General features: G+C 64.6%; 20 protein-coding genes and 4 tRNA genes. 17 read left to right on the top strand and 7 right to left on the bottom strand.

What is annotated here, in order from left to right:
• Nucleotides 1–200 precede the first annotated feature (200 nt).
• Both Y882_RS18085 and wrbA read right to left on the bottom strand, forming a co-directional pair.
• The gene (locus Y882_RS18085; RefSeq protein WP_046973350.1) at nt 201–548 is read right to left on the bottom strand and encodes a DUF2069 domain-containing protein; all 348 of its coding nucleotides are present in this window, start codon (nt 546–548) and stop codon (nt 201–203) included.
• Nucleotides 545–1,147, bottom strand: a complete 603-nt coding sequence (gene wrbA / locus Y882_RS18080) for an NAD(P)H:quinone oxidoreductase (protein ID WP_046973349.1) — start codon at nt 1,145–1,147, stop codon at nt 545–547. Before wrbA ends, Y882_RS18085 begins: the two co-directional genes overlap by 4 nt.
• Before the next feature lie 126 nt (nt 1,148–1,273).
• Here wrbA and Y882_RS18075 point away from each other — a divergent pair, with 126 nt between their 5' ends.
• From Y882_RS18075 to Y882_RS18060, 4 genes are all read left to right on the top strand, one after another.
• A complete protein-coding gene (locus tag Y882_RS18075; RefSeq protein WP_046973348.1) occupies nt 1,274–2,548 on the top strand; it encodes a YihY family inner membrane protein in 1,275 nt (424 codons plus the stop codon).
• Nucleotides 2,545–3,024 carry a TlpA family protein disulfide reductase gene (locus Y882_RS18070; protein ID WP_052950142.1) on the top strand — a complete coding sequence of 160 codons (480 nt, stop codon included), beginning with the start codon at nt 2,545–2,547 and terminating at the stop codon, nt 3,022–3,024. The genes Y882_RS18075 and Y882_RS18070 overlap by 4 nt, the downstream gene beginning before the upstream one ends.
• Nucleotides 3,025–3,026: 2 nt before the next feature.
• Nucleotides 3,027–3,293 carry an acylphosphatase gene (locus Y882_RS18065; RefSeq protein WP_156171578.1) on the top strand — a complete coding sequence of 89 codons (267 nt, stop codon included), beginning with the start codon at nt 3,027–3,029 and terminating at the stop codon, nt 3,291–3,293.
• Between the two features lie 117 nt (nt 3,294–3,410).
• A complete protein-coding gene (locus tag Y882_RS18060) occupies nt 3,411–3,911 on the top strand; it encodes a VOC family protein (protein WP_046973346.1) in 501 nt (166 codons plus the stop codon).
• Nucleotides 3,912–3,914: 3 nt separating this feature from the next.
• Here the strand turns inward: Y882_RS18060 and ppk2 are convergent, their stop codons facing one another.
• The 4 genes from ppk2 to hemA all read right to left on the bottom strand — a co-directional run bounded on the left by ppk2 (nt 3,915) and on the right by hemA (nt 9,376).
• The gene (gene ppk2 / locus Y882_RS18055) at nt 3,915–4,694 is read right to left on the bottom strand and encodes a polyphosphate kinase 2 (RefSeq protein WP_046973345.1); all 780 of its coding nucleotides are present in this window, start codon (nt 4,692–4,694) and stop codon (nt 3,915–3,917) included.
• 93 nt (nt 4,695–4,787) lie between these two features.
• On the bottom strand, nt 4,788–6,893 hold the full coding sequence (locus Y882_RS18050) for an O-linked N-acetylglucosamine transferase, SPINDLY family protein (RefSeq protein ID WP_156171576.1): 2,106 nt from the start codon (nt 6,891–6,893) through the stop codon (nt 4,788–4,790).
• A 58-nt stretch (nt 6,894–6,951) separates the two neighbouring features.
• A complete protein-coding gene (gene prfA / locus Y882_RS18045; protein ID WP_046973344.1) occupies nt 6,952–8,031 on the bottom strand; it encodes a peptide chain release factor 1 in 1,080 nt (359 codons plus the stop codon).
• 70 nt (nt 8,032–8,101) lie between these two features.
• A complete protein-coding gene (gene hemA, locus Y882_RS18040; protein ID WP_046973343.1) occupies nt 8,102–9,376 on the bottom strand; it encodes a glutamyl-tRNA reductase in 1,275 nt (424 codons plus the stop codon).
• Between the two features lie 221 nt (nt 9,377–9,597).
• On the opposite strand from hemA, the gene Y882_RS18035 reads away from it, so the two are divergent.
• The 8 genes from Y882_RS18035 to ychF all read left to right on the top strand — a co-directional run bounded on the left by Y882_RS18035 (nt 9,598) and on the right by ychF (nt 17,041).
• On the top strand, nt 9,598–11,226 hold the full coding sequence (locus Y882_RS18035) for a tetratricopeptide repeat protein (protein ID WP_046973352.1): 1,629 nt from the start codon (nt 9,598–9,600) through the stop codon (nt 11,224–11,226).
• On the top strand, nt 11,223–11,852 hold the full coding sequence (gene lolB, locus Y882_RS18030) for a lipoprotein insertase outer membrane protein LolB (RefSeq protein WP_046973342.1): 630 nt from the start codon (nt 11,223–11,225) through the stop codon (nt 11,850–11,852). Before Y882_RS18035 ends, lolB begins: the two co-directional genes overlap by 4 nt.
• 138 nt (nt 11,853–11,990) lie before the next feature.
• Nucleotides 11,991–13,385 (top strand): 4-(cytidine 5'-diphospho)-2-C-methyl-D-erythritol kinase, encoded by a 1,395-nt coding sequence (gene ispE / locus Y882_RS18025; protein ID WP_046973341.1) that lies wholly within the window; start codon nt 11,991–11,993, stop codon nt 13,383–13,385.
• Between the two features lie 16 nt (nt 13,386–13,401).
• A tRNA-Gln gene (locus Y882_RS18020) sits at nt 13,402–13,478 on the top strand.
• Nucleotides 13,479–13,531: 53 nt separating this feature from the next.
• A complete protein-coding gene (locus Y882_RS18015; RefSeq protein WP_046973351.1) occupies nt 13,532–14,470 on the top strand; it encodes a ribose-phosphate diphosphokinase in 939 nt (312 codons plus the stop codon).
• A gap of 107 nt (nt 14,471–14,577) precedes the next feature.
• On the top strand, nt 14,578–15,222 hold the full coding sequence (locus Y882_RS18010; RefSeq protein WP_046973340.1) for a 50S ribosomal protein L25/general stress protein Ctc: 645 nt from the start codon (nt 14,578–14,580) through the stop codon (nt 15,220–15,222).
• 45 nt (nt 15,223–15,267) lie between these two features.
• Entirely contained in the window at nt 15,268–15,849 is a 582-nt protein-coding gene (gene pth / locus Y882_RS18005) for an aminoacyl-tRNA hydrolase (protein ID WP_046973339.1), read from the top strand.
• 100 nt (nt 15,850–15,949) lie between these two features.
• Nucleotides 15,950–17,041, top strand: coding sequence for a redox-regulated ATPase YchF (gene ychF / locus Y882_RS18000; RefSeq protein ID WP_046973338.1), 1,092 nt, complete (start codon nt 15,950–15,952; stop codon nt 17,039–17,041).
• 127 nt (nt 17,042–17,168) lie between these two features.
• Here the strand turns inward: ychF and Y882_RS17995 are convergent, their stop codons facing one another.
• Complete coding sequence (locus Y882_RS17995) at nt 17,169–20,033, bottom strand: TonB-dependent receptor plug domain-containing protein (RefSeq protein ID WP_244466377.1); 2,865 nt, start codon at nt 20,031–20,033, stop codon at nt 17,169–17,171.
• 279 nt (nt 20,034–20,312) lie between these two features.
• Here Y882_RS17995 and Y882_RS17990 point away from each other — a divergent pair, with 279 nt between their 5' ends.
• The 5 genes from Y882_RS17990 (at nt 20,313) to Y882_RS17970 (ending at nt 21,741) form a co-directional block, all read left to right on the top strand.
• The gene (locus Y882_RS17990; RefSeq protein WP_046973336.1) at nt 20,313–20,792 is read left to right on the top strand and encodes a GNAT family N-acetyltransferase; all 480 of its coding nucleotides are present in this window, start codon (nt 20,313–20,315) and stop codon (nt 20,790–20,792) included.
• A gap of 74 nt (nt 20,793–20,866) precedes the next feature.
• Nucleotides 20,867–21,355, top strand: coding sequence for an acyl-CoA thioesterase (locus Y882_RS17985; RefSeq protein ID WP_046973335.1), 489 nt, complete (start codon nt 20,867–20,869; stop codon nt 21,353–21,355).
• A 104-nt stretch (nt 21,356–21,459) separates the two neighbouring features.
• A tRNA-Tyr gene (locus tag Y882_RS17980) sits at nt 21,460–21,545 on the top strand.
• A 17-nt stretch (nt 21,546–21,562) separates the two neighbouring features.
• A tRNA-Gly gene (locus tag Y882_RS17975) sits at nt 21,563–21,636 on the top strand.
• A gap of 29 nt (nt 21,637–21,665) precedes the next feature.
• Nucleotides 21,666–21,741: transfer RNA gene (locus Y882_RS17970), tRNA-Thr, on the top strand.
• Nucleotides 21,742–21,826 lie beyond the last annotated feature (85 nt).

Here is a 21,826-nt window from a genome sequence, read left to right as displayed (position 1 = left end):
GGCAGGCGAGCCAGATCGCGATACGGCGACAAACAAAAACCAGAGGCTCTGGACGACCAGCCTCCGGCTGTTGAATAGCGCTTCCGGCCTGCACCGAGAAAACGAGGAAAAAGCGATTTGCTCCGGGACGGCAAGAAAACCGGTCCATACCAAAATGGCGAGGCAAGAGACACGCCAATCCATGGACAAAACACGCCCGCTTACGCCGATCGCCGCCTCTTCACCCCCACCCCCAACACCCCAATCAACGTCAACGTAAACAAAATCTCCAACCACGCCAGCCAACGTTCCCCTGGCGCACTCCACGCCTCACTCACGCCATGGCAGAAGTAGAACAGGCTGAGTATCCCCACCCACAACAACGCCCGACGCACGTCGCCAATAGCGAGCAGCGGCAGCAGCAAAGGGATCACCGTGATGGCCAACACCAGCATCGGCGGCATGCTCTGCGCGGGAAACAGCCAGCCATGCCACACCAGCTGGAGCACCGTGAGTGCGGCCCAGGCGACCAGTCCCACGCGATAGTTGGCAGCCACCGGCGCGGTCATGCGGCGGCGCCCAGACGGCGCGCCACATCCGCAAGGCGGCGCCCGAGTGCACGGGCGAGTTCGCGTTCGTGTTCGGTGATGGCGTTGTCGCCCTTGGCGCCGGCCACGTGGCTGGCGCCGTAGGGCGTACCGCCGCTCTGCGTCGCAGTGAGTGCGGGCTCGGTGTAGGGCAGGCCTACCAGCAGCATGCCGTGGTGGAGCAGGGGCAGGGCCATGCTGAGCAGGGTGGATTCCTGTCCGCCGTGCATGGTGCTGGTGGCGGTGAATACGGCGGCCGGCTTGCCGGCCAGCACACCGCTGGCCCATTCCGCGCCGGTGGAGTCGAGGAAGTACTTCAGCGGTGCGGCCATGTTGCCGAAGCGGGTCGGGCTGCCCAGCGCCAGGCCGGCGCATTCGGCCAGGTCTTCGCGGGACACGTACGGAGCGCCTTCCTCCGGCTCCGGCGGCTGCGCCAGTTCGGTGACGGGCGCCACCGGCGGCACCTGGCGCAGGCGGGCGCGCATGCCGGGGATTTCCTCCACACCGCGAGCGATCAGTCGCGCGAGCTGGGCGGTATGGCCGGAGCGGCTGTAGTAGAGGACCAGGATGTCTTGGCTCATGGCGTTGGGCGTGAGTGTCTCGATCGGTTAGTGTAACGGGCGTTCAAGCCCCTGTTGCCGCCCTGTTCACGCACCTGCATGAGCGATCGCGCCACCATAGGGCGTTCGACGTTGAAAGGAGTCACCATGGCCTTGCGTTTCGATCGCGACCGCTTGCGGAGCTTCAGTCGGTTCCTGTGGCAGCGGTTCATCGACGACAAGTGCTTCGAGACCGCCGGCGCACTGTCCTACACCACGCTGGTATCGCTGGTGCCCTTGATCGTGGCGTCGCTGGCGATCTTTGCGGCCTTTCCCGCCTTTGCCGACGCGCGCAGCACGCTGATCAGTTTCGCCTTCGACAACTTCATGCCGGCCGCCGGCGTGCGCGTACAGGAATACCTGGACGGCTTCGCCGACAACGCCAGCAAGCTCACTGGCATCAGCGTGCTGGTGATGTTCTTCAGCGCCTTGTCGATGATGGTCAGTGTCGAAGATCGCATGAACCGCATCTGGCGCGTGCAGCGCCAGCGCGGCTGGGTATCGCGTCTACTGCTTTACTGGGCTGCGCTCACGCTGGGCCCGATCCTGATCGTGGGCGGCATCGCGGTGGCCTCGGTCGCCACGGCGCTGCCCATGCTCAGCGATGCGGCGAACACGCTCAACCTGAAGGCGCGCGTGGTCGCCGTGCTGCCTTTCGTCGTCACCTTCCTCACCTTGATGCTGATCTACATGGTGGTGCCCAACCGCCGCGTGCATTGGCGCAACGCCGCCATCGGCGCGCTGATGGGCGCGATCCTGTTCGAGCTGGCGCGCTGGGGCTTTGCGCGCTTCATCCATCACGCGCACACCTATCAACAGGTGTATGGCGTGCTGGCGGCGCTGCCGATCTTCCTGTTGTGGATCTATCTCTCGTGGGTGATCGTGATCCTTTGCGCGTCGGTGGCGGCGGCCGTATCGGCTTTCGACTATCTGCCGCCTTCGCAATTCCTTCCCGAACAGGCGGCCTTCCTGGGCCTGCTGGTGGTGCTCGGGCACTTCATCGAAGCGCAGCGGGAGGGTCGCAAGATCAATCCCGATACCGTGCGCGCCCTCGAGCCGCGGCTGCACCGCGCGTCGATCGTGAATTATTTCGGCGACCTGCAGCGCGCCAAGCTGATCCAGGGTGAAGTGGGCGCCGGCTGGCTGCTCACGCACAGTCTCGACAGCACTGACCTGATGCGCGTATATGCTCATTGCAGCTACCGCGTGCCGCTGCATCCGGCGCAGGAAGCGAGCGTGAACGATTTGCGCCTTCCTGCGCACTTACTAGCGCTACTCGACGAGGCTGCGCAATCGCTGGAAGGCGTGCTGCATACCTCGTTGCATCATGCTTATCCGCTGGGCCAGACGGCCTCGAATTTATCCAAGGACACATCGCGATGAAGTTGTTGAAAACGCTCGCCGTCATGGGTGGTCTGCTGGCCATGGCGGGCGCGGCGCATGCCGCCATGCCGGAACAGCCGTCGATCAAGCTGACCACGCTCGATGGCAAGCCCTACGACCTGGCCTCGCAGCGCGGCAAGTGGGTCATCGTCAATTACTGGGCCACCTGGTGCGTGCCGTGCATCAAGGAGATGCCGGACATTTCCAGGTTTGTCAGCGCGCACAAGGACAAGGTCAGCGCCATCGGCCTGGCGTACGACGATAGCGACCCGGCCGACATCAAGACGTTTATCGCCAAGCATCCGGTGAGCTACCCGGTGGCGCAGGTCACCATGGACAAGCCGCTGAAGGATTTCGACGAGCCGCGCGGCCTGCCTACGACGTGGCTGATCGGTCCGGACGGCAAGGTCGCCAAGCGTTTCGTCGGCACCGTCAACGAGGCCTCGCTGGGTCAGGCCATCAACCTGGGTAAATGACCATGGCAGCCGTGCGCTTCTTCGTCAAAGGTCGGGTGCAGGGCGTGTTCTATCGCGCCAGCACCCGCGAACAGGCGATGGCGCTCGGCTTGTCCGGCTACGCGCGGAATCTGGAAGACGGGCGCGTCGAAGTGGTTGCCATCGGCGCGCCAACCTGCATCGAGAAGCTGGAGCGATGGTTGTGGCAGGGCCCGTCCAGTGCGCAGGTCGATGAAGTGATACGCGAAGCCTGCGAGGAGCTGGACATCGAGGGCTTCCGCACGCGCTGATCGTTCACGCGGCCGCGACATCGGTCGTAGGGGAGTCGACGTGTCGAAACCCGTCGCGCTCATTCGTCCTACTCATAGGGCCGACAACCTGCCGTCCTTCACCAAGGAGACTGCCGCATGTCCACGCGATTCCAGCGCATCACGCCGTTCCTGTGGTTCGATCATCAGGCCGAAGAAGCGGCGCAGTTCTACGTGTCGATCTTCCCCAACTCGCGCATCCTCATGACCACCCGCTACACGGCGGCGAGCGCCGCGGCATCCGGCTGCGCCGAGGGCTCGGTGATGACGGTGGATTTCGAACTCGACGGCCAGAACCTCACGGCCTTGAACGGCGGCCCCGTGTTCCGCTTCAACGAGGCGGTGTCGCTGGTCGTGCACTGCCATTCGCAGCAGGAAATCGATCAGTACTGGGATGCCCTGCTGGCAGGCGCGGCCGACAAGGACGGGCAGTGCGGCTGGCTCAAGGATCGCTACGGCCTGTCCTGGCAGGTGGTGCCCGAGGAGATGATGCAGCTGCTGACCAGCGGTGACGCTGCCAGCATGGCGCGCGTCCATGCGGCCATCATGCGCATGAAGAAGTTGGACCTGGCCGAGATGCGACGCGCGGCGGCGGGTTGACCCTCACTTGCCGAACGTATTGGGCACCCAATCCGCCTTGCGCGTGACCTCCTCGTCCTTGGGCTTGCCCTTGAGCTTGGGCAGCTTGGGCTCGGGGATGGTTTCTTCGCTGCGCGGCACCTGTTCCAGCAGGTGCCGGATCAGGTTCACGCGGCCGACCTTCTGGTCGTTGAAGTCGACCACGAACCACGGCGCATGCGGCCGGCTGGTGCGCTCGATCATCAGGTCGCGCAGATGGCCGATTTCCTCGTACTTGTCGCGCGAGGCGAGGTCGGTGGGCGAGAGCTTCCAGCGCTTGAGCGGATCCTTGGCGCGTTCGTCGAAGCGTTCTTCCTGCTCCTCCTGGTCCACCGCCAGCCAGTACTTGAGCAGGATGATGCCGTCGTCGGTGAGCAGCTTTTCGAACGCCGGCACGGCCGCCATGAAGGCCTTGTACTGCGCCTTGCTGCAGAAACCCATGGCCGGTTCGATCACCGCGCGGTTGTACCAGCTGCGATCGAACAGCACGATTTCGCCGGCGCTGGGGAGATGCTCCACGTAGCGCTGGAAATACCACTGGGATGATTCGGCATCGGTCGGCTTGGCCAGGGCGGCGATGCGATAGCCGCGCGTGTCCATGGACTCGGTGATGGCCTTGATGGTGCCGCCTTTGCCGGCCGCGTCGCGTCCTTCGAAGATCACCACCAGCCGGTGGCCGCTGCGACGCAACCAGCGGTGCAGGCCGGCCAGCTCCAGCTGCAGCTCGGCCATGGCATGGCGATAGGTCTGCTTCTTCTTGCCCATGGTGCGCCTCCTTGGGTAACGCTCTCCAGCATTTTCCGTAGTCAAGGACAGGGCGGAGTGAAGACGCCGCCCAGACCCTGCTGCCGCCCGAGCTTACAGATCCAGGTCGGCCGGCTTGCGGCCAATGCGGTAGCGGGCGCTCATCGCCTGCACGGCACGCCGGAAGTCGCTGGCAAAACCCTGCATGTCGAACAGCGAGCTCTGCGTGCGCTGCTGCGACAGGTGCTGGCGCAGCGTGCGCAGCGCCTCGCGATCGTTGCCCAGCTGGGTCGCCATGGCGATGAAGGCTTCCTCGTCCTCGCAGATCAGCTCGGGCAAGCTCAGCTGCTGCAGCACGCTGGTGGCGACCCGTCCGGCGAAGGTGTGGCCGGTGAGGGTGAGCACCGGACAGCCGGCCCACAGCGCATCGGAAGCGGTGGTGTGCGCGTTGTACGGCAGCGTGTCGAGGAACAGATCGGCGTGGACGTAGCGCGAGAGATAATCCTGATGCGGCATGCGCGGCAGGAACACCAACCGTTCCGGCGCGATGCCGGCCGCGCTGGCGGCGGCGCGCAGGCGGTCGTCCGCGCCATCCACGCCGCTGAGCAGCCACAGCACGCTGTCGGGCACCTGCTGCAGCACCAGCATCATGCGTGCAAACGAGGCCGGATTGATCTTGTAGCTGTTGTTGAAGCAGACGAACACCGTGCCCTGTTCGGGCAGGCCGCATTCGGCGCGCGAAGGCGGTTGCGCGATCTCGCGGGTGTTGTCGTTGGGCTGGTAGCAGCGCGGCAGGCGCACCAGCTTTTCGCTCACCGTGGCGCGCTGATCGTCCGGCACGATGACCTTGTCGGCCACCAGGTAATCCATCCACGGTGCGCCCATGCTGCCTGCATAAGCCAGCCAGTTCACCTGGATGGGCGCGGGGCGCAGGGCAAACAGTTCGGCGTTGTCGCGCCCCGAATAACCGTTGAGGTCCACCAGCACTTCCACGCCGGTGTCGTGGATGCGCTGCGCGACCTGCGCGGGATTGAGCGCGGAGACGTCGTGCATGGTGGTCGCCGCGGCGAGGCGGCGGCGGATCGAGCCGCCATCGTCGCGCGTGGTGGCAAACAGATGCAGATCCAGATCGTCGTCGTTGGCCAGCGCCTCGAACATCGCTACCACCAGCAAGCCGGTAGCGTGATCATTGAAACCGTCGGCCACGAAACCGACACGGACCGGGCTGTCGGGCGCCGGCTTGGCGTAGCTGAAGGCCTGCTGTTTGCGCAGCGCGGCGACCTGTTGCTCGACGACCGCGGCAAAGGCCTTGGCGGCCTTCAGCTGCAGCGCGGAGTCGATCTCTTCGGACAGGGTGACAAACGGGCTCACCACGGCGGTTTCTTCGGCGATCGCCTGCTGCAGTCGGCGGCTCAGATCGTCGAGGTCATGCCAGTCGCACAGGCGGCGACGCAGGAACAGCAATTGGCTCAGCGTGCGGCCGTCGTTCGGATTGAGTTGCAGGGCGCGCTCGTACGCCTCGGCGGCGGCAGCCAGCTGGCCACCGTCCTCCATCGCCTGGCCGGCGGCGAACGGGTACTGCGGGTTGTGCGGTGCGATGCGTTCGGCCGTCAGCCACGCTTTGGTCGCTTCGGCGCCGCTGCCCTGGGTCTGCAGGATGCGTCCGCGCAGCGCATAGGCCGCGTCGAAACGAGGATGCAGCTGCAGGGCTTCGTCGGTATGCGTCTTGGCCTGGTCGATATTGCCCAGTTCGAGTTCGGCGGCGGCAAGGTTGAGGCGCAGGCCCGGATGGGCCGGGGCTCCATGGGTGCCCATCGCGTAGGACTCGCGGGCATGCTGGAAGCGGGCCGCCGCCATCAAGGCATTGCCCAGGGTCAGCAGGATGGCCGGATGACCGGGCGACTGGCGCAGGGCGGCGCGCAGGTGCTCGATGGCGCCGTCGGCGTCGCCATTGGCGAGCTGGGCACTGCCGAGGTTGCACTGCACTTCCACGCTCTGCGGCGCCAGCTGGGCGGCGTGCTGCAGAATTTCCACGGCATCGGCCGGCCGCTGCAGCTGCAGCAGGGCCACGGCGCGCAGGCGCGCCAGTTCGGCGTCGTCGGGATACTGCGCGCAGGCCTCGGCCGCGGCCTGTTCGCCATCATGGAATGCACCGCGCTCGAGCAGTTCGACGATCTGCTGGGCGAGCACCCGAGAAGAGGGGGTAAAGAGGTCAGTCATCCCGCCAAACTAACGCAGGGCGGGCATGGCTGCCAATCCGCACGTGCGGATTGGCCTCTCAGCCGGCGGTGAGCGCCTTCAGCTCGTCGGCCTGGTTTTCGCGGGTCAGCGTATCCACCAGCTCGTCCAGATCGCCCTGCAGCACTTCCGGAAGACGGTAGAGCGTGAGGTTGATGCGATGGTCGGTGATGCGGCCCTGCGGGAAGTTGTAGGTGCGGATGCGCTGGCTGCGGTCGCCCGAACCCACCTGGAGCCGGCGCGACTCGGCCTGCACCGCGGCCTGCTTGCTGCGCTCGTCGTCCAGCAGGCGGGCCTTCAGCAGGCTCATGGCGCGGGCGCGGTTCTTGTGCTGGCTGCGTTCGTCCTGGCACTCCACCACGATGCCGGTGGGCAGGTGGGTGATGCGGATGGCCGAATCGGTCTTGTTGACGTGTTGGCCGCCCGCGCCCGAGGCGCGGAATGTATCGGTCCTGATGTCGGACGGGCTGATCTCGATCTCGTCGATATCGTCCAGCTCCGGCAGGATCGCCACGGTCGCCGCCGAGGTGTGGATGCGCCCCTGCGATTCGGTTTCCGGCACGCGCTGCACGCGATGCGTGCCCGACTCGAACTTCAGCCGCGAATACGCGCCCTTGCCCTCGATGCGCGCGACGACTTCCTTGTAGCCGCCGTGTTCGCCGTGGTTCTCGCTCAGGATCTCCACGTGCCAGCGCCTGCGCTCGGCGTAGCGCGTGTACATGCGGAACAGGTCGCCGGCGAAGATCGCCGCCTCGTCGCCACCGGTGCCGGCACGTACTTCCAGGAACAGGTTGGCCTCGTCGCGCGGGTCTTTCGGCAGCAGCAGGATCTGCAGCTCGTCGTCGAGTTCGGCCAGTCGCTGCTCAAGACGGCTGACGTCGTCCTTGGCCATCTCGCGCAACTCGGGATCGTCCAGCATCGCACGCGTTTCGCCGAGCTCGCGCTCAGCCCCGTCGTGTTCGCGCAGCGAGTTCGTCACCGGTTCGAGCTGCGCATATTCGCGCGACAGTTCGCGGAAGCGGTTGTTGTCGGCCTGCACATCGGGCTGCGCGAGCAGCAGTCCGATTTCTTCGTGGCGTTCGGCGAGGGATTCGAGTTTGCGGCGAATGGATGGGGTCATGGGAGAAGTGAGTTGAGAGGAGTGAGTAGTGAGAGCAGGCAGGGCAGCCCTGGTGTTTTCTCACTACTCGCTACTCTTCACTCACTTCTGGTTTTTCCGTGATGCCATACAGGCGACCGGCTGCATGCAGCAGGTCCATGTCGCCGCTGAGTGCTGCTTCGCGCAGTTTCGCGCTGGGATGGTGCAGCAGCTTGTTGGTGAGCGTGTTGGCCAGGTAGGCCAGCGCTTCGTCGGGCGACTTGCCGCGCGCAATCATGGCGCGTGCCTTCTCAAGCACTTCGTCGCGATAGCTTTCCGCATGCTGGCGCAGGTCCACCGCCGGGTTGCGCAGCGACAGTGCGCGGCGCCAGGCCATGTACCGTTCCACTTGCAGGTCGATGATGGCGTCGGCTTCGCGCGCGGCGGCTTCACGCGAGCGGCGGTTGTCGTCGATCACCTGGCGCAGATCGTCGATGCCGTAGAGGAACACGTCGTCCAGCTCGCCGACCGCCGGCTCGATGTCGCGCGGCACGGCAATGTCGACCATGAACATCGGCTTGCGGCGGCGTACCGTCACGGCCTTTTCGACCATGCTGCGTGTCACGATCGGCTGGCGCGCGGCGGTGGAGCTGATCACGATGTCCGCTTCCGCCAGATGCTGCGGCAGGTCGCTGAGCGCGATGGCATAGCCGCCGTAGCGGCTGGCCAGTTCCTGCGCATTCTCCAGCGTGCGGTTGGCCACGATCAGCCGGCGTACCTGCTTGTCCACCAGATGGCGTGCCGCCAGTTCGATGGTGTCGCCCGCGCCGATCAGCAGCACACAGGCCTGGCGCAGATCGGTAAACACCTGTTCGGCCAGGCGCACGGCGGTGAAGGCCACCGACACCGTATGCGCGCCGATGCGCGTGTCGGTACGCACGCGCTTGGCCACGGCAAAGGTGTGCTGCAGCAGGCGCTCCATCGGTGCGCGCAGGGCTTGCGCATCGCGGGCCTGCTGGTAGGCGTCCTTCACCTGGCCAAGAATCTGCGGCTCGCCCAGCACCATCGAGTCCAGCCCGGTCGCCACGCGGAACATGTGACGCACGGCCGCATCTTCGTCATGGCGATAGAGGAACTCGTCCAGCTTGCCCGCAGTCAGATGATGGTGTCGGCTCAGCCATGCCTGCGGAACGTCCTCGGCTCCAGCCGAGACGCTCACATAAAGTTCGGTACGGTTGCAGGTGGAGAGGATCATCGCCTCTTCCACGCCGGGCTCACGGGCAAGCGCCTGCAGAGCCACTCCGGCGGACTCCGCATCGAATGCCACTTGTTCGCGCAAATTGACCGGCGCGGTGAGGTGGTTGAGCCCTAAGGCGATCAGCTTCATGGTTCAGCGATTCGAGGCGAGAGGCATCCGGCGGCGTAAACTAGCGGTTAGCGACGACCGTTCTACAGTGTGGATACGGCCGTGTCACGGACGGATGAGCGGAGAATAGTGTGCTGAGCAGGTGGTCCAAGTTCAAGCAACTGCGGCATTTTGCGGTCGGCGGTCTGGCGGCGCTGGTCCTGGCCGGGTGCGCCACTGTCTCCGGCTCATCGGGACGTTCGATGCCCCATGACAAGCAGCCGCTGGGTCGGCTGGTCGTCGCGGTGCCGGATGAGGATCACGACCTGATGGCCCAGCTGCTTGCTGGCGAGATGGCGCTCACCCGCACCGATCTCAAGGCGGCTTCGGCGGCCTATAGCCGGGCGATGCAGCTGTCGCCCGATCCCAAGGTCGCCGAGCAGGCGGCCGCGCTGGCGATCGCGGTGCGCGATACCGAGGCCGCCAAGGCGGCGATCGCCCGCTGGCAGGCCTTGGGCGGCAAGCCGGCGCCGCTCGCCCAGGCACGCGCTCAACTGGCCCTCAGCCAGGGCGATACGGAAGAGGCGCGCCGCCAGCTGGAAATCCTGGTTAACACCGGCGATCCGGATGCGTGGCGGCAGTTCGGCCGGGTGCTGGTCGGCGGCCGCGACGCGGCCCAATCCGCCCAGTTGCTCGAGGCCGTGGCCACGCCGCAGCGCCTGCCCAATGATCCCCAGGCCTGGCTTGCGATGAGCGAGCTGGGCGACAAGCTCGGTCGCCACGCCTACGCGCTGATGATCGCTGAGGCGGCGGTGAAGCGCTTCGGTACCGCCGAAACCTACGCCTGGCTCGGCCAGATGCGCTATCACGACGGCGACAAGAACGGCGCCAAGGTCTTGTTCGACAAGGCGCTGGCCAAGGATCCGAAGAACACCCATCTGCGTCTGGCCTACGCGACCATGCTGGGGCAGGGCGGTGACTACGCCGCCGCCGCGCACATGCTCGACAGCGGCCCGCAGGACGCCGATACCTACGCCATGCGCGCCGCCTTTGCCGCCCGCGCGCACGACACCAAGACCATCAATCGCCTGTATGTCCAGCTGCAACATTCGCCAGACGACATCCGTCAGGGCAGCGCCTACCTGCTGGGCCAGATGGCCGAGATGCTCGACAAGAAGGAAGAGGCGCTGAAGTGGTACGACCAGGTCGCCGATGACGACGATCATGCGTTCGACGCCGATCTGCGCAGCGCCGTGCTGTTGCAGGACCTGGGCCGCAGCGCCGAGGCGCACGAGCAGCTCGCCCAGATGCAGACCGACTACCTCGACCAGCCGGCCATGCTGCGCCGCGCCTACGAGGTGGACGCCGAGCTCTATATGGATGAGCAGCAGTACGCCCAGGCCGAACGTGCCTTCAGTCGCGCCCTGCAGGTGACCCCGGACGATCCGGCCCTGCTGTACGGCCGCGGCCTGGCCTATGCGTCCGCGGGCCAGACCGATCAGGCGGTCAACGATTTCCGTCACCTGCTTCAAGTGAAGCCCGATGACACCGACGCCACCAATGCGCTCGGCTACACCCTGGCTGATGCCAACCGCGACCTGCCCGAGGCCCAGCGCCTGATCGAGCAGGCCCGTGCGGCGCGCCCGGACGACCCGGCCATCCTCGATTCCTGGGGCTGGCTGCAGTACCGGCTGGGTCATCTGGACCAAGCCGAAACCACGCTGCGCGGCGCCTGGACGGCGCACAAGGATGCGGACGTCGGCGTGCATCTGGGCGAAGTGCTGTGGAAGCAGGGGCGCCAGGAAGACGCCCGCCGCGTGTTCGACGAAGTGCGTAAGATCGACCCGCAAAGCACCAACCTCCACAACACCCTCAAGCGCCTCAATCCATGAAGCTTCCGATTCGACTCCTCGCGGCAGCCTTGCCGCTGCTGCTGGCCGCCTGCGTCCATAAGGAAGCCGTCCGCCCGCAACCCACGGCCGATTACGCGGTGTTGCTCAACGAGCAGCGTGCCCGCGAGCATCTGCTGGAAAAGACCGATCACTGGGTCCTGCAAGGCAAGATCGGCGTGTCCGGCGAGGTCAATGGCAAGAAGGAGGGCGGCAGCGGCACGCTGACCTGGACACAGACCGGTGACAACTACGAATTCGTGGTGCGGGGGCCGGTGGGCAGCAAGAGTTTCAAGCTGACCGTGACGCCGGTGAGTGCGGTGCTGGAAGGTCTCGATGGCGGTCCCCAGCGCAGCCCGGACGTGGAGTCGCTGGTGCACAACGCGCTGGGCTGGCAGGTGCCGTTCCACGACCTGCGCGCCTGGGTGCTGGGCACCCGCGCCGACAGCGGCCCGGCCGAGCTGAAGTTCGGCGACGACGGCCTGCCCAAGACCCTGACCCAGGACGGCTGGACCGTGGCCTATCCAGGCTGGGACACCAAGCGCGAGCCGGCCCTGCCCACCAAGGTTTTCGCCAGCAACCCGACCAGTTCGGTGCGCCTGTCGATCGAGTCCTGGACCATTCAATAACCATCGCCCTCCCTTGTGGGAGCGCACTCCGTCGCTCTCACTTGTAGGAGCGCACCCTGTGCGCGACCCGTCGGAGCCGCAACCCTGCGCACCGCGGTCGCGCACAGGGTGCGCTCCCACAACACTCCTGATGCTGCCATGACCTTCCACATCCAACGCGCCCACCTCGAACAGGTCCAGGCTCTGTGCGCCATCGAGCGCGCGGCGGTGGAGCTGTTCCGCGGCCACCGCGCGTGGCCGTCCTACCGCAACGTCTCAGTGCCGCCGGAAGTGCTGCGCGAAGCCATCGCGCGCGGATTGGTGTGGGTGGCGGTGATCGGTTCCGGCGAGCCGGTGGGCTTCATCTGGCTGGACGCGGAAGAAGGCGGCAACGCCATCGGCGTGGCCGAGATGGACGTGCTTCCTTCACACGGCCAGCGCGGCATCGGCGCGGCCCTGCTCGAACATGCTTGCGGCTGGGCGCGCATGGCCGGCTACCACCGGGTGGACCTGGGCACGCTCGCCGATGTGCCGTGGAACGCGCCGTTCTATGCGAAGCACGGCTTCCATGTGATGGACAAGAACCAGCCCGAATTCGATTTCGCCCGTGAGCGCGATCGCGAGAACGGCTTTCCTGACGACCTGCGCGTCTTCATGAGCCGGCCGCTGGCGCCGCCCGATCTGACCGATTGGACCGTATGGCCCGCGCCCGCCAAGCTGAATCTGTTCCTGCGTATCGTCGGCCGTCGCCCCGATGGCTACCACGAGCTGCAGACGGTGTTCCGCCTGCTCGACTGGGGCGACGAGATCCGCCTGCGCGTCCGGCGCGACGGTGAGATTCAGCGCCTGAGCGAGGTTCCCGGCGTGCCGGCCGACACCGACCTGGTGGTGCGCGCGGCCCGCCTGCTGCAGCCCCTGGCGCCGGCCGGCGCGGGCGTGGATATCGAGGTGGACAAGCGCATCCCCATGGGCGGCGGCCTGGGTGGCGGCAGCTCGGATGCGGCCACCGTGCTGGTGGCCCTGAACCGCCTTTGGGGCGCCGGTTTGGACGAGGACGCGCTGGCCGAGCTGGGCCGCCAGCTGGGCGCCGACGTGCCGGTGTTCGTGCGCGGGCGCTCGGCCTGGGCCGAGGGCATCGGCGAAAAACTGACCCCGCTGGGCCTTCCGCAGCGCTGGTACGTGGTGCTGGACCCCCACGAGCACGTGCCCACCGGGGCACTTTTTCAAGCGTCTGAATTGACACGAAATGCTCCGCCCGCCACAATTTCTTCCTTTGCTTCGGGCGAAACGGTCGAGAACGCGTTCGCGCCCGTGGTCCGCGCGCGACATCCGCGTGTGGCTGCGGCGCTGGACTGGCTCGACGGCTTCGGCCGGGCAAGGCTTTCTGGCAGCGGTGCTTGCGTATTCCTGGAAACAGGGGACGTGGAACGGGCCGAGGCCATTGCGGAGCGATGTCCCGCCAGCTTTACGGCCCACGTGGCCAGGGGCGAGGACGTTTCTCCGTTGCATGTCGCCCTGGCGCGCTTTGGCGGTGTCGGCGGGAACGGCAAGTAGAAAATCCAGTTGTTACTGGGGCGTCGCCAAGCTGGTTAAGGCACAGGATTTTGATTCCTGCATGCGAAGGTTCGAATCCTTCCGCCCCAGCCATTCATATGGCTCACACAGGTTCTAGAGAAATGACTGTCGACATCTCCGGCCCGATGCTCTTCACCGGCAACGCGCACCGCGCCCTCGCCGAGGATGTGGCTCAACGCCTGGGTGTGCCGCTGGGCAAGGCGCTGGTCAGCACGTTCAGCGACGGCGAAGTGCAGGTGGAAATCGAAGAAAACGTCCGCCGCCAGGAAGTCTTCGTGCTGCAGCCCACGGGCGCGCCGAGTGCCGAGAATCTGTTCGAGCTGCTGACGCTGGTGGATGCGCTCAAGCGCGCCTCGGCCGCCAGCGTGACGGCGGTGATTCCGTACTTCGGTTATGCCCGCCAGGATCGTCGCCCGCGCTCGGCGCGTGTGCCGATCACGGCGAAGATGGTGGCCAAGATGATCGGCACCTCGGGTGTGGATCGCGTCCTCACGGTTGATTTGCACGCTGACCAGATCCAGGGCTTCTTCGACATCCCGGTGGACAACGTCTATGCCTCGCCGGTGCTGCTGGCGGACATCTGGCGCAACCACAGCATGGACGACCTGATCGTGGTCAGTCCGGACGTCGGTGGCGTGGTGCGTGCGCGTGCCATGGCCAAGCGCCTGGACGACGCGGACCTGGCCATCATCGACAAGCGTCGCCCGAAGGCGAACGTGGCCACCGTGATGAACATCATCGGTGAAGTCGACGGCAAGACCTGCGTGCTGGTCGACGACATCGTCGACACCGCCGGCACCCTGTGCGCGGCAGCTGCGGCCCTGAAGGAGCGCGGCGCCCGCAAGGTGGTGGCGTACTGCGTGCATCCGGTGTTGTCGGGTGCGGCGCTGAAGAACATCGAAGGCTCCCAGCTCGACCAGCTGGTGGTCACCAACACCTTGCCGCTGCGCCCGGAAATCGCCGCATGCAGCAAGATCCGTCAGCTCTCGGTCGCCGAGCTGCTGGCCGAAACGATCCGCCGCATCGCCTTTGGCGAGTCGGTGAGCTCGTTGTACATCGACTGAGTTTTTCGCGGTGGGCACGTGCCTGCCGCTGTTTCACGGCTCCTCTGGTCGCGGGGGAGTCGCATGACTGCCGCGAGGCAGCTCACTTTTGATTAGGTAATGCCCACATGGCTACGACTCATGAAATCAAGGCTTCGGCCCGCAATGACGAGGGGAAAGGTGCGAGCCGCCGCCTGCGTCATACCGGCGTCGTTCCTGCTGTTGTCTACGGTGCCGGCCAGGCCCCGCAGAGCATCCAGATCGAACACAACACCATCCTGCTCGCTGCCAAGCACGAGTGGTTCTTCTCCTCGGTGCTCGACCTGAACATCGACGGCAAGGTGCAGAAGGTGCTGGTGCGTGACTGGCAGAAGCATCCGTACAAGCTGCAGATGCTGCACATGGACTTCCTGCGCGTCGACGAAAACGCCGCCCTGCGCGTCAAGGTGCCGGTGCACTTCCTCAACCAGGACAAGTCCCCCGCCGCCAAGACCTCGGGCGTGGTGATCTCGCACAACCTGACGGAAGTGGAAGTCTCCTGCCTGCCGAAGGATCTGCCGGAGTTCATCGAACTCGACCTGACCGATCTGAAGCCGGGCGACATCGTCCACCTGTCGCAGCTCAAGCTGCCCAAGGGCGTGGAAATCGTTGCTCTGCACCTGGGTGCGGACCACGACATCGCCGTCGTCACCGCCAACACGGTGAAGGAAGAAGTCGACGAGACCCCGGCCGAGGGCGAAGCCGCCCCGGCGCCGGAAGCTCCCAAGAAGTAAGTCGCTACGGCCCATGCCCTTCGCGGGCATGGGCCGTTCGATCTTATGGCGGGTCTTCGACTCATTGTCGGACTGGGCAATCCCGGTGCCGAATATCTCCGAACCCGGCACAACGCCGGGTTCTGGTTTGTTGACGCCCTGGCGTCAGGGCAGGGCGAGCGCTTCGGTTTCGACGGCAAGCTGCATGGCGAGACCTGCAAGGTCCGCATCGGCGGCGAGCCGGTCTGGCTGCTCAAGCCCTCCACCTTCATGAACAAGAGCGGCATCGCCGTGGTTTCGGCGCTGCGCTACTACAAGATCGAACCGGAAGAATGCCTGGTCGCGCACGACGAGCTGGACCTGGATCCGGGCACCGTGCGCCTGAAGTTCGACGGCGGACATGGCGGCCAGAATGGTCTGCGCGACATGGTGGCGCACCTGGGACACGCCAAGTTCCATCGCCTGCGCGTGGGCATCGGTCATCCCGGTCACAAGGACAGGGTCACCTCGTGGGTGCTGGGGCGTGCGTCCGAAAAGGACGAGGACGCCATCGTCGATGGCATCTCGCGCGCACTTGATGTGCTGCCGCTGGCGGTCGACGGACAGTTCGACAAGGCCATGCAGAAGCTACATACACCGGCAGGCTGAAATCGTCCGCTGCGGCGCCAGAGCGCCAAGCGACATCGGCTGTTTCCCTTTACCATTCACCATTTACAGGCGCGTCAGCGCCGAATCCACGGAATTCAAAATGGGCATCAAATGCGGCATCGTCGGCCTGCCTAACGTCGGCAAGTCCACCCTGTTCAATGCACTGACCAAGGCGGGCATCGCGGCGGCCAACTTCCCGTTTTGCACCATCGAGCCGAACGTCGGCGTGGTACCGGTGCCCGATCTGCGCCTCAATGCGCTGTCGGAGATCGTCAATCCCCAGAAGGTGATCCCGACCGCGGTCGAGTTCGTCGACATCGCGGGCCTGGTGGCTGGCGCGTCGAAGGGCGAGGGCCTGGGCAACAAATTCCTCGCGCACATCCGCGAAGTGGACGCGATCACCCATGTGGTGCGCTGCTTTGAACACAGCGACATCATCCACGTGGCCGGCAAGGTCGATCCCATCGCCGATATCGAAACCATCGATACCGAGCTGGCGCTGGCCGATCTCGATTCCGTCGAGAAGGCGCTGAACCGCGCCGAGCGCGCCGCCAAAGCCAACGACAAGGAAGCCGTCGCCAAGAAGCCGGTGTTGCAGAAACTCGCCGCCGGCCTCAACGAAGGCAAGTCCGCGCGCAGCCTGGGCCTGGACGAGGACGAAAAGGCGCTGGTGCGCGACCTGTTCCTGCTCACGCTCAAGCCGCTGATGTACATCGCCAACGTGCGCGAAGACGGCTTCGAAAACAATCCGCATCTCGATGCCGTGCGTGCACGCGCGGTGATCGAAGGCGCCGAAGTCGTGCCGGTGTGCGCGGCGATCGAAGAGGAAATGTCGCAGCTGGAAGACGCCGACCGCGACGAATTCCTCAAGGACCTCGGCCTCGACGAGCCGGGCCTCAACCGCGTCATCCGCGCCGGCTACAAGCTGCTCAACCTGCAGACCTACTTCACCGCCGGCGTGAAGGAAGTGCGCGCCTGGACGATCAAGCGCGGCTTCACCGCACCGCAGGCCGCCGGCGTGATCCACACCGATTTCGAGCGCGGCTTTATCCGTGCCGAAACGGTGAGCTACGACGATTTCATCCAGTACAAGGGCGAGGCCGGCGCCGCTGCGGCGGGTCGTCTGCGCAAGGAAGGCAAGGAATACATCGTCAAGGACGGCGACGTGCTGCACTTCCTGTTCAACGTCTGATCGGGCATTCACCCATGAAAGAAAGCCGCGCATTGCGCGGCTTTTTTTTGCCCTGCGTTTGCTTGCAAAAGAGAGAGGCCGCGTGGATGTACACGCGGCCTCTCAGCTCGAGCGTCTTGCTATTCGATCAGAACTTGACCGTCACGCGAGCCCACCAGTAGCGGCCCATCAGATCGAAGTCGCTCGGATCGGTGTTGGCATTGAGCGTGTTGTTCGCGTAAAGCATGGGCGGCTGCTTGTCGAACAGGTTGTTGACGCCGAAGTCCAGGCGGGTATTGATCATGGCCAGGTTGTAGCCGACCGACACGTCGTTGTAGACCGTTGCACCGTACTTGAGGATCGTACCCGGCACGCCATTCGGTGCGGTGTCATTGGTCGATCCCGCGGCTCCTCCGTTCTGGAAGCGGCTCATAAAGCGCATGCGCCACTGCGCACTCCAGCCACCGGCCTGCCAGTCCACGAAGCCCTGTGCGCGCCAGCGTGGGAATAGGCAGACACCGGAGCTACTTGGGCAGGCTGCTTGTTGTGCTGAGCCGAACGGCAAGAAGTGGCCGACGTCGTTGTACGTCACGTTCCCTGATTGTCCAGGGGCTGTGTTCTGCGTGAAGTACTTCAGATAGGTCGCATTGACACCGATGTTGAATTGTCCCACTGCAAATTGCGGCAGCTTGTAGTTGGCCGACCAGTCGATGCCACCCGTGCTCAGGCTGCCCAGGTTCGCCACCGGCTCGATGGAAGATTGCGTCAATTGTCCAGCGTTCTCACCGGCTGGCGTTCGACTGATGTATCGGCAAAAGACCGTCTGGCCTGCTGCGCAAAGATCGAGCACGCTCTGCAAGCCGGCCGACGTAATCGTGTTATTCAGATACACGTGCCAGAAGTCGAGCGTCGTCGACAAGCCCGGTACATACGACGGACTGTAGACGAGCCCCAGGTCGAACGACTTGCCGGTCTCTGGTTTGATCGGAAAGCCTGCGAGCATCGCGCCCTCGCCAATGGCAGCGCCTTGCCCGCCATTGGTTGGGTCCAGCAGAACATTCTCGAAGCTGCCGTTGGTCGGCACGTACTGGCAGGCCAATGCCAGTGGCGAGCCCACGGGGGCACCTCGATAGCCGGTGCAGGGATCGCTCTTGATGCTGGGTGCGCCGGCAGACGAGGAGAACAGTTCTCCCAGGTTCGGCGCGCGAAAGACTTGCTGCATCGTGCCGCGCACCAGCAAATCATCGATCGGCTTCCATTCCAGCGCGAACTTGAAGTTGTTCGTGCTGCCGAAGGTATTCACGCGGGTGTAGCGATCGCCGATGCTGAGATTCAGAGATTGCGCGGCGGGAAGATTCGAAAGAATCGGTATGAGCGCTTCGGCATACAAATCCTTGGAGGTGTAACCACCAGACATATTGGCAACGCATTGGCTGCCAAGGATGCAGGAGCCGCTGGCGGGATTGAGCAAAAGCTCTGGGCTGGTGATCGTATTTTCGTGTTCCTTTCGGTACTCATAGCCCACCGCCAGCTGCACGGCGCCTGCGGGCAGGCTGAATAGTTCGCCGCCGAGGCCGACGTGCCAACTCTTCTGGATGGAATAGTCGTTGCTGACGGCAATCGTATTGGCCTGCCTGAGTGCCGCTACCGAGCCTGGCGAGTACAGGTTGAACGGGTTGAACTGACAGGAAACCGGGTCCGTGCCTGCCGGACAGGTCGCCGTGCCGTCGGCATTGAGTATGGATGGGCCTGAATACAGCTGAGTCTGGTTGACTAGACCGCTGGTCGTGGTCGTGACGCTCTGATGGCCGTAGTTGTAGCCGACGTCCCAGTTCCAGCTCTTCTCCAAAACAGTGAAGTCGCCGCGAAATCCCGTATTGATCTGGGCATCCTCGCGGCCGGACGCCGCGATGCGATAGCCAAGCGACGCGAGTCGCGATTTGAACGAAGCGCCGGTCCCGCCCCAGGCCCTTCCGGGAACCGGGTTGAAGGCGTTCTTGGGGTCAACCTGATAGCCTGTGTTGGCACCGAAAACTGCCGGGGCGAGCTGGAAATTCGACGACGTCTTTTCGTAAACGGCGTCCAGATAAGCGGTGACGTGATCGCCGAGCCGGTAGTCGCCGCCGAGGAATCCGCCGGTGCGCTCCTGCGGCGTCATGATCAGGTTGACCGCGGCATAGTTATATCTATCGGCAGAGGTGTAGCAGTGGTAGTTGGCCGGCGTCATTGACTGGGCGTTACCACCCGGGTTCAGTGACACATGGCGCGAGGCGCAGTTGGCGAAGGCGCTAGCTGCTGCGCTTCCGGCGGGGATTTGAATATTGCCGTAAGGCGTGGACGGAGAGCCCCCGACGGTGGCCTGGCTCCCATGCAATGACAGCGCGTTCTTGGAAAACGCGCGGTTGCCCGCTTCGACACCGTCCTGCTTGTTGTAATTGATGCCGGCCATGATGCTGCCCTTTTCGGACGTCTGGCCAAAGGTGAAGGTGTAGCCGCTCTGTTCGCCGTCGTTGCGGTCTGACTGGCCGACGTTCGCGGTGAACGTGGCGCCCTGGTAGTTCTTGCGCAGGATGAAATTCACCACCCCGCCGATGGCGTCCGAGCCATAAGTCGCCGAGGCACCAGTGGGCAGCACTTCGATGCGCTCGATGGCGTCGGCAGGGATAGCGTTCGGATCCTTGCTGAGCAGGCGCTGTCCATTGAGCAGGATCAGAGTGCGCTTCGATCCGAGGCCGCGCAGATTGATGGTGGAATTACCTGTTCCGCCGCCGTTATTGACCTGCGGATTGACGTTACCGCCCGTCATCGCCGGCAGCTGCTGTACCAGATCCCCTAGCGTCTGCTTGCCGGTCGCCTGGATGGCGGCGCGGTCAATAGTGACCACCGGGCTGGCCGTCTCGACGTCCACGCGGCGGATCAGCGAGCCGGTCACGGTGACTGTTTCGAGCGTCTTGCTCTTGGCCTGGCCGGTGTTTGCGTCCTGCGCAAAGGCCGCGGTGCCGAAGCTGCCCATGGCGAGCGCGCTTAGCGCCAAACGCACCGACATGCAAAGCGTATTGTTCTTAAATTTCATCCGATCTCCCCGTCCAATTAGGTTTTGGTTAAGTGATGTGGACGGTACGCAGGAGGCGGGAATTCCGATGTCAGAGCATTCCCGAGGCACGCATCGGACGACTCCGATAGAACTTCGTCGCAAAGAGGTAGGCGTGGTCAGCTTTCGCCCTGTCGAACCAAACCAGGACCGCGCCGCGGTGCGCTTGTCGGCCCGACAGCGGCGTGCTGTGATGCCCGCATGACTGCATTGCGTATGCGACTGGCGCGCAAGGACGATGCACAGGCCGTGGCGCGGCTGGCGCGCCGGGTTGTGCGTCGCTGGATTGTTCCCGACCAGCCGGCGGTAGCCGTCATCGCCTTGGAGGAGTCGCTGCGAACGAGCGTCATCCGCGAGAAAATTGCGACAGGCCAGCGTTTCCAGCTGGCCTTTGTCGACGGCGCGCTGGCCGGCGTGGCCGCGGTGCGCAACGACAGCCACGTGTTCCAGCTGTTTATCGGTACGCGCTACCAGGGGCAGGGCATCGCCAGGAAATTATGGGAACGCCTGCGCCGCGATTGCGTGCGTCGGGTCGGCACCCGGGCCTTTACCCTTAATGCCGCGCCAGGCGCCGTTCCGTTCTATCTCCACATGGGCTTTGAGATCGATCACGATCCAGCGCGCGTGCTCGGCAAAGTCATTGCGGTTCCGATGATTTACCGGGTCGACGGCGCTGCCTGAGCAGGATCGGTCGTGTGCGGCCGCACGTCGCGGCGCATAATTACTACTTATCCCGTTCCTGGAGTCACCGGTCCATGCCCGGCAAGCAGCACGAAGTGAATTTCCGTTTCCTGGCCCAGCCGACCGACGTCAACTTCGGCGGCAAGGTGCACGGCGGCATGGTGATGAAGTGGATTGACCAGGCCGGCTACGCCTGCGCCGTGGCGTGGAGCGGTGCGTACTGCGTCACCGCCTCGGTCAGCGGCATCCAGTTCGTCAAGCCCATCCTGATCGGCGACCTGGTCACGGTGCGCGCGCGGCTGATCCACACCGGGCGCTCCAGCATGCACATGGCCGTGGACGTGCTGGCGCGCGATCTGCGCAAGGACGAGCACCGCCTGGCCACCAGCTGCGTGATGGTCTTCGTGGCGCTGGACGCGCCCGACGGCAAGCCCACCCCGGTGGCCAGCTGGGAGCCGCGCGACGACCACGAGCGCCAGCTGCAGGAGCAGGCCATGCGGCTGATGAATCTTTCCAAGGAGATGGAGCAGCTGGTGGACGCCAAGGTCGCCGAGAACATCTGACGGACGGGTCTGAAGCCGTGAAAAAAATCGCGGGAAAACGTCAATTTTCCCGTCAGAGGTGTTGACAGCTTCGAGGCTGATCCACACAATAGCCGTTCTTTGTTGGAGGGATACCCAAGCGGCCAACGGGGGCAGACTGTAAATCTGCTGGCTTACGCCTTCGGTGGTTCGAATCCACCTCCCTCCACCAGACGAGTTCCGCGCAGGGCGGGAGTAGTTCAATGGTAGAACATCAGTTTTCCAAACTGATTACGCGGGTTCGATTCCCGCCTTCCGCTCCATTGGCTCTCGTAGTTTTTGCTGTTGCAGTGCTCATGTAGCTCAGTCGGTAGAGCACTTCCTTGGTAAGGAAGAGGTCGCTGGTTCGATTCCAGTCATGAGCACCATCTCACCGCGGTCCGCGGGTATCACCTTACTTTTCAACATTTGACTCCATCGGGGTTTTAGACGTATGGCAAAGGGTAAATTCGA

It is taken from the genome of Dyella japonica DSM 16301 (assembly GCF_001010355.1).
Lineage (GTDB): Bacteria > Pseudomonadota > Gammaproteobacteria > Xanthomonadales > Rhodanobacteraceae > Dyella > Dyella japonica.
The sequence above is the reverse complement of the archived record's forward strand: the minus strand, read 5'-3'. Positions and strand labels throughout refer to the sequence as shown.